This is a genomic window from Micromonospora sp. NPDC047521 (genome assembly GCF_055587305.1).
The window spans coordinates 331,304-337,351 of the sequence record NZ_JBVJGN010000008.1 but is presented as its reverse complement, the minus strand read 5'-3'; the positions used below and the strand labels follow the sequence as shown (position 1 = coordinate 337,351).

Sequence of the window (6,048 nt, the reverse complement as noted above, 5' to 3'; positions counted from 1 at the left end):
GCTGATGCCACAACAGCGCATGACCCCGCACACTCATCCCGTTCGCACGAGCATGACTCACCAGACGATCACCACCGGCGTAACTGAACCGCCCCTGCTGCGGCTCGGTGGCATCCCACTTCATCTCGTTCTCGGCCACGACACTGTTGAACTCGCTGTTGAGGATTCCGACGTACTGGCTGTCGGAGAGCTTGCCCGTGGCGACGGCGGCGCCGAAGTAGCGGCCCTTCTCGGCCGCCGACGCCTTCAGGGTCGTCCCGGCGCTGGCCATCGGGGCCAACGCCATCGTCATGCCCGCGGTCAGGGCGACCGCGAGGGTCGCCGTCGCCAGCAGCGTTCTCTTGGGTCTCATGTTGTTCCTTCTCAGTGGTTGCATCGGTGGTGGTGAGGTGCCACTTCACCCAGGACCGGAAGAAGCCGTTCGGTGCGGCCGACGCTCGCTGGACCGAGGAATCCGGGACGGTCATCCTGGCCATCTCGCACTGACGCACGCGGTCCGGCGGGTTGTCGCCGGCGACTGCGGAGAGCCCTGAGGCGACGTCCACATGCCCAGGGGGACGCCGTGCTCCGAGGTGCGGCCGGCGGGGCTCGCCCGGTGAGTTACCGGCGCCGCCGTCCTCTCCATCGAGAGTGAGCGATAACATGCTGTTCGTCAAGACGTAACGAACGAGCCATATCGATGCCTTCGATATGGCCGCTTTCCCGCGCCGAACCTCGCCCCCCGTCGCCGGATCGCACCGCCCGCACCTGTGGGACGACCTTGTTATCGCTCACAGGTGAGGCGCCGGTCAGGACCTCGGGTCGGCGCGGCGGGTGGTGCCGAACCGGCGCTGGTAGGCGGCGGGGCTGATCGACAACTGACGGGCGAAGACCCGCCGCAGGCTCTCGTAGCTGGGGAACCCGGCGAGGGTCGCGGCCTGCGTTGCCGTGTGCCCCTGGTCGAGCATCGCCCGGGCCAGATCGAATCGAATGTTCTCCACGTATCGGGCGGGTGTCGTGGCCAGCTCGTCGTGGAAGAGTCGGGTGAGGTGCCGGGTACTCACGTTGAGATGCTTCGCGAGTTCGCCGAGCGAATGGTCGGCCCGGGGGTTCGCCATCACCAGGTCGATGATCGAACGGAGCGCCGGCGAGCGGGGCGGCGGTCCCTGCAACGGCGCCGAGAACTGGGACTGTCCGCCCGCCCGCTGCATGTACACCACGAGGGCACGCGCGACGTCGCGTGCCACGTCGGGCCCGTGGTCCTCCTCGACGAGCGCGAGCGCCAGGTCGATACCGGCCGTCACCCCCGCCGAGGTGTACGTGGCACCGTCGCGAACGTAGATCGCGTCCGGTTCCACGCGGCTCGTCGGATACCGGGCGGCCAGCTCGTGCGCGACCCTCCAGTGCGTGGTGGCACGTTTGCCGTCGAGAAGGCCGGCAGCGGCGAGGACGAACGCGCCTGTGCAGATCGACGCGACCCGACCGGCACGGGCCGCCGGAGCCCGCGCGGCGTCGGCCAGGTCGGCGGGGACACCGACCCGCGGATACCGGTCGGAGCCGGCCACCAGGAACGTGTCGACCGCCGGTTCCGGGAAGACGGCGCCGTCGACCGCCATCCGGATCCCGAGGTTCGACGTGACGTCCGCGCCGTTCGGGGAGAGCAGCGTGATCCGGTAGTCGGCACCGAACCGGTTCGCCTCCTTGAACACCTCGGCCGGGCCGGCGACGTCCAGCAGGGTCACCCCGTCGTACACCAGGATCGCCACGCTGTGCGGACCGGCGCTCACCGCGGCCCCCGACCGCGTCGGCGAACCAGGCGGCGTGGACACCGTCTATTGGTAGCACGCCCCCTGTCCTGATCTGAGGGGAACCTGGCCAGACAAAGGCGGCGACGGACGAGGATCAGTGGGCAGCATGGGCGTGGAAACAGCATCCACGCACGTTCCGGAAGGGCCATGCACCATGCCAGAGGTCATCGCGGGGTGGGAGATTCCTGAGACAGCGGCGGTCGCGGAAGCGACACGGCACATCCAGGAGACGACCAGCTCCCTCATCTACCACCACTCGCGCCGGGTCTTCCTGTTCGGCCTGATCCACGCGGGCAGGCTCGGGGTGAAACCGGATCCGGAACTGCTCTACCTGGCGGCCATGTTCCACGACAGCGGCCTCCTGACGCCCTTCTCCGACGTCGAGCAGCGCTTCGAGGTCGACGGCGCCGACCACGCGCGCCGGTTCCTCCTGGACCGGGGCTTCTCCGCCGCCGCCGCCGAGACCGTCTGGACGGCGATCGCGCTGCACACCACGCCTGGCATCCCCGACCGGATGGGCCCGGAAATCGCGACCACGTACCTCGGTGTCCTGACCGACGTGCTCGGTCTCGGCCTGGACGGACTGGACGGCGATCAGCTGGCCGAGATCCTGGCCGTCCATCCGCGCGGGGATTTCACGAACGAGTTTCTGCGAGCGACGGTCGACGGGTTGAAGGGCCGCCCCGAAACCACCAACGGCACAGTGAACTCCGACATCCTCGAGCACTTCATCCCCGGCCTGCGACGGGTGACGACTGTCGAGCGCATCACCGGTTCGCCCTGGCCGAGCTGACCGGATCCGAGGTACCTCCTGAAAGGTTTTGATCATGCGAGCGATAGTCGTGCGAGACCGGGACGCGGGTGTCGGTGGTCTCACCCTCACCGATGTGCCGTATCCCCACGCCGCGGAGAACGACGTCATCGTCCGGGTGCACGCCGCCGGGTTCACGCCCGGCGAACTCGACTGGCCCGCCACCTGGACCGATCGGGCCGGCCGGGACCGGACGCCCACCATCCCCGGGCACGAGCTGTCCGGAGTCGTGGCCGAGCTGGGCTACGGAACCACGGGCCTCACCGTGGGTCAACGGGTGTTCGGGCTGACCGACTGGGCCCGCAACGGGTCGCTGGCCGAGTACACAGCGGTGGAGGCGCGCAACCTGGCCCCCCTCGCGGCCGACATCGACCACACCGTGGCCGCCACGCTGCCCATCTCCGGACTGACCGCCTGGCAGGGGCTCTTCGACCACGGCCGCCTCACCACCGGTCAGACCGTCCTCGTGCACGGCGCCACCGGCGGGGTCGGCTCGATCGCCGTGCAGCTCGCGCGGGAGGTGGGCGCCCACGTGATCGGTACCGGACGAGCCGGCGACCGTGACCTCGCGCTGGCCCTGGGCGCGCACACCTTCCTCGACCTGGGCGCCGACGACCTGCGGGACGTCGGCGAGGTGGATGTGGTGTTCGACGTCATCGGCGGGGACATCCTCGAACGATCGACGGCGCTGGTACGCCCGGGCGGCACAGTCGTCACCATCGCCACGCCCCCGACCGTGCAGCCGAGGGACGGACGGGCCGTCTTCTTCGTCGTCGAACCCGATCGAGCCCGGCTCACCGACCTTGCCGAGCGCGTCCGGAGCGGGCGGCTCAAGCCCATCGTCGGTGCCGAGCGACCACTGGCCGAAGCGCCCGCCGCGTTCGCCCGCGACCGCCGTACGCCCGGCAAGACGATCATCAAGGTCGGGTGATCACGATGGTGGTGGGCCGGATACGGTGACCTCCTCGTCGGCCGGTGCGCCTCTCGGCACCGCCGAGGCCACCACTGGCACCCGGGAGCGGAGGAGAACCATCCTGATGCGCTCGACAACGTTGCTGCGGGAACGCCTGCTCCGCGCGGGGATGCGGGAGATCGTCACAGTGGAGCCGGCGTCGGGCGGGCTCGCGGCGCTCGCCGGCACCGCCACGCGACGGGACGGGCCGCCGGTGTTCGTCAAGGCCTTCGCCGAGGCGCCCGGCGACGACGTCTTCGTCGCGGAGGCCGAAGGGCTGGCCGCGCTGCGTGAACTGGGCAGGGTCGCGACGCCGGAGGTGATCCTGGCCGAGCGCGAACTGCTCGTGCTGTCCCTGCTGGAGCCCAGACCACGCAGCGAGGCCTTCTGGGAGCGGTTCGCGCACGAGTTGGCCCGCATGCACATGAGTACGACCCATAGCCGCTTCGGCTGGCACCACGACAACTGGCTGGGCCGCCGCCGGCAGATCAACACCTGGAATGACGATGGCTTCGCGTTCTTCGCCACGCATCGGCTGCTCCGGTGGCTCGGGCAGCCTCGCGTCGAGGCGGCACTCGACGCCGCGGACCGGGCCGCGTTGGAGCGGCTGTGTCACAGGCTGCCCGACCTGCTGCCGGACCGGCCGGCGTGTCTGACGCACGGCGACCTGTGGGCGCAGAACATCCTCGCCACAGCGGACGGACGGCCCGCGCTCATCGACCCGGCCGTGTCCTACACCTGGGCCGAGGTCGACCTCGCCCACGTGTGGTCCACCTCGCCCCCGCAGGAGGCGCAGCGGTTCTTCGAGGTCTACGCGGAGCTGACCGCGCTCGACGAGGACTGGCGGGCTCGCATGCCGATCGTCCAACTGCGCCAACACCTCGCCGTGCTCGCCCAGTTCGACGACGACTGGGGCGCGGCCGATCACATCCGGGCCACCCTCGCCCCGTTCCGGAAGCGGACCTGACAGGCGCTCGACGGCGCGGTGCCCCGATCCCCACGACCGCCGGCCCCCGTACGGTCAGGCGGTCTGGCGGTGCGCCAAGCACGCTCAACCCCTGCCGATGAGGTCGAGACCTGTCAGGTCCGCCGAGAGCGACCAGAGGCGGGCCGCGTCACCGCTGTCGGTGGGGGCGCTCCCGGCGATCCGGCAGTCCACGCAGTACTCGCCGCCGTTCGCGGCGAGCTGCGGTGACGTGGCGGCCCACACCTGCGTCGCCGCGCCCTGCTCGGCGGTCTTGAACAGGCCCGGTCGGGGCGTCCCGTGCGTGTCGATCCAGCCGGCGGCGACCATCTCCTCGACGTCGAGGTGTCGTTGCAGGCCGGTGAGGATCCAGCCGGGGTTGACCGAGAAGGCGCGGACGCCGTGCGGCCTGCCGAGCAGGTCGAGGTGGCGCGCGAACAAAATGTTCGCGAACTTCGACTGGGTGTACGCCTCCCACTTGTCGTAGCCGCGCTCGAACTGCACGTCGTCCCACCGGATACGCCAGGTCGGGTTGCGCCCGGAGCTGACCGATACGACACGGGCCGCGCCGGGATTGGTGAGCGCCGGCCACAGCAGGTTCGTCAACGCGTGGTGGCCGAGATGGTTGGTCGCGAAGTGCGCCTCCCACCCGGGGCCCACCCGGGTCGGTGGGCAGGCCATGATTCCGGCGCTCGTGATGAGGATGTCCAGGGCACGATGCCTGCTCAGGAACCGTTCGGCGAACGCGTGGACCGAGTCGAGGTCGGCAAGGTCGAGCTGGTCGACCTCGACCCCTGTCACACCGGCGAGCGCCCGCTGCGCGACGTCCGGCCGCCGTGCCGGTACGACAACCCGGGCACCGGCCCGGGCGAGGGCGAGGGTCGTAGCGAGACCGAGGCCGGAGGAGCCACCCGTGACGACAGAGGTCGTGCCGGTGAGGTCGATCCCGGCGAGGACGTCACCGGCCGTGCTGTGGGCGCCGAACGGCGTGTGCGTCGTGTGACTGGTCATGCCGCGGACGCTAGGTGCTAGACCGAGGTCTAGGTCAACGGACTACTGTCGACGGTGTGGCGGACCGGGACCTGAGCATCGGACAGGTGGCGCAGCGTACGGGGTTGAGCGTGCACACCCTGCGGCTCTACGAGCGAAAGGGACTGTTGGCCAGCGACGTGCGGCGTGACGCGTCAGGCAGGCGGGTCTACTGCGCCTGGGACGTCGAGTGGCTGGCGAACTGCGTGAAGTTCCGGGCCTCCGGCATGCCGCTCACGACGATCGCCCACCTGGCCCAGCTCGTCCGTGAGGGCGACGGCAACGAGGTCGAACGGCTCCAGCTGCTCCGCGAGCATCGGCGCCGGGTCACCGACCAGCTCGCGCAGCTGCGCGACTGTCTCGCCCTCATCGACACCAAGGTGAGCAGCTACGAACGGCACCTCGCCGACGGCGCCACAGGGGACCCCTGGCAGCAGCAACCCCCGCCGACGCCGGACGAGCACGCCTCCCGGGTCGCCTGACGCGCGGCGCTCCGGCGGCGTGA

Annotated in this window: 7 protein-coding genes; 4 read left to right on the top strand and 3 right to left on the bottom strand. The window is 70.4% G+C overall.

Going from position 1 to position 6,048, the window contains the following annotated elements; translation table 11 throughout:
• Together ACZ6N8_RS19875 and ACZ6N8_RS19870 are read right to left on the bottom strand one after the other, a co-directional pair.
• Nucleotides 1-352: endo-1,4-beta-xylanase (locus ACZ6N8_RS19875; RefSeq protein WP_466011771.1), on the bottom strand; the 352-nt coding region annotated here is incomplete at its 3' end.
• Nucleotides 353-788: 436 nt separating this feature from the next.
• Nucleotides 789-1,766 (bottom strand): GlxA family transcriptional regulator, encoded by a 978-nt coding sequence (locus ACZ6N8_RS19870; RefSeq protein ID WP_466011769.1) that lies wholly within the window; start codon nt 1,764-1,766, stop codon nt 789-791.
• Nucleotides 1,767-1,941: 175 nt separating this feature from the next.
• Between ACZ6N8_RS19870 and ACZ6N8_RS19865 the strand changes: the two genes are divergently transcribed.
• The 3 genes from ACZ6N8_RS19865 (at nt 1,942) to ACZ6N8_RS19855 (ending at nt 4,517) form a co-directional block, all read left to right on the top strand.
• Nucleotides 1,942-2,580 (top strand): HD domain-containing protein, encoded by a 639-nt coding sequence (locus tag ACZ6N8_RS19865; RefSeq protein WP_466011767.1) that lies wholly within the window; start codon nt 1,942-1,944, stop codon nt 2,578-2,580.
• Nucleotides 2,581-2,614: 34 nt separating this feature from the next.
• The gene (locus tag ACZ6N8_RS19860; protein WP_466011765.1) at nt 2,615-3,529 is read left to right on the top strand and encodes an NADP-dependent oxidoreductase; all 915 of its coding nucleotides are present in this window, start codon (nt 2,615-2,617) and stop codon (nt 3,527-3,529) included.
• A 106-nt stretch (nt 3,530-3,635) separates the two neighbouring features.
• The gene (locus tag ACZ6N8_RS19855) at nt 3,636-4,517 is read left to right on the top strand and encodes a fructosamine kinase family protein (protein ID WP_466011764.1); all 882 of its coding nucleotides are present in this window, start codon (nt 3,636-3,638) and stop codon (nt 4,515-4,517) included.
• Nucleotides 4,518-4,601: 84 nt separating this feature from the next.
• Here ACZ6N8_RS19855 and ACZ6N8_RS19850 read toward each other — a convergent pair whose 3' ends face one another.
• Nucleotides 4,602-5,525 carry an oxidoreductase gene (locus tag ACZ6N8_RS19850; RefSeq protein ID WP_466011762.1) on the bottom strand — a complete coding sequence of 308 codons (924 nt, stop codon included), beginning with the start codon at nt 5,523-5,525 and terminating at the stop codon, nt 4,602-4,604.
• Nucleotides 5,526-5,611: 86 nt separating this feature from the next.
• Between ACZ6N8_RS19850 and ACZ6N8_RS19845 the strand changes: the two genes are divergently transcribed.
• The gene (locus ACZ6N8_RS19845; RefSeq protein WP_466011761.1) at nt 5,612-6,025 is read left to right on the top strand and encodes a MerR family transcriptional regulator; all 414 of its coding nucleotides are present in this window, start codon (nt 5,612-5,614) and stop codon (nt 6,023-6,025) included.
• Nucleotides 6,026-6,048: the final 23 nt, after the last annotated feature.

Coding starts and splice junctions, on each gene's coding strand:
- ACZ6N8_RS19865 (WP_466011767.1), top strand. CDS start 1,942: ATGCCAGAGGTCATCGCGGGGTGGGAGATTCCTGAGACAGCGGCGGTC.
- ACZ6N8_RS19860 (WP_466011765.1), top strand. CDS start 2,615: ATGCGAGCGATAGTCGTGCGAGACCGGGACGCGGGTGTCGGTGGTCTC.
- ACZ6N8_RS19855 (WP_466011764.1), top strand. CDS start 3,636: ATGCGCTCGACAACGTTGCTGCGGGAACGCCTGCTCCGCGCGGGGATG.
- ACZ6N8_RS19850 (WP_466011762.1), bottom strand. CDS start 5,525: ATGACCAGTCACACGACGCACACGCCGTTCGGCGCCCACAGCACGGCC.